Annotated in this window: 1 protein-coding gene; it reads left to right on the top strand. The window is 67.0% G+C overall.

Annotated elements, in window-relative coordinates; translation table 11 throughout:
• Window positions 1-116: 116 nt before the first annotated feature.
• Window positions 117-888 (top strand): DDE-type integrase/transposase/recombinase (locus tag D9599_RS30735; protein ID WP_198385134.1); only part of this gene is annotated, 772 nt, incomplete at its 3' end.

Raw genomic sequence — 888 nt, 5'->3', positions numbered from 1 at the left:
GTAGTGCTAGGTGTCTGGTCGCAGAACATTGTTGGGATCCGGTCGGCTTGGCTATCATAGACTTTGCCTACCGCTTCGAGCGCCTGAAGAGCGCCGTGCAGGGAGGAAGGTGAGCCATGCTCCAGATCCACCCCAATGCCCGCACCACCCCCGCCGTCCGGGCCGAGATCGCCCGCTCCACCGAGCCTTCGGGCACCCTGGCCCGCCGCTTCGGGGTGAGCAGCGAGACTATCCGCAAGTGGCGCAAGCGAGGACCTTCGGACTGCCTCGACCACTCGGCCCGGCCTCACAAGCTGCCCTGGAAGGCCTCTGACGAGGAGCGTGCCGTAGTCTGCGCCCTGCGCCGGGCCACCAACTTCCCCCTCGATGACCTCACCTTCGTGGTGACCCACTTCTTGCCGCACCTGAACCGCGACAGCGTCTGGCGCATTCTCAGGGCGGAGGGCCTTAGCCGCAGGCACCCTGCCACCTCTGACCGGCCCGTCCGAGCTAGGGGCACCTTCCGGGACTACGACCTCGGCTTCGTCCACATCGACATCAAGCACCTGCCCAAGCTGCAGACCGCCAGTGGCGAGCGCCGCAAGCGCTACCTCTATGTCGCCATCGACCGCCGGTCCCGCTCCGTCCACCTGGCCGTCAAGGACGACGAGACCGAGCGCAGCGCCATCACCTTTCTCCGCGAGGCCGCGAAAGCCTTCCCCTTCCGCCTCACCCACGTGCTCACCGACAACGGCAGCTGCTTCACACCCGCCTTCGCACGCGTCTGCGCCGAACTCGGCGCCGAGTACCGCCACACTCGCCCCTACTCGCCGCAAACAAACGGCATGGTGGAGCGGTTCAACGGCCGGGTCGGCAGCGAGGTGCTGGGCATCACCATCTGGTCCCACG

The organism is Roseomonas sp. KE2513, from assembly GCF_016107305.1.
Classification (GTDB): domain Bacteria; phylum Pseudomonadota; class Alphaproteobacteria; order Acetobacterales; family Acetobacteraceae; genus Roseomonas.
This window is presented reverse-complemented; position numbering and strand designations above follow the sequence as displayed.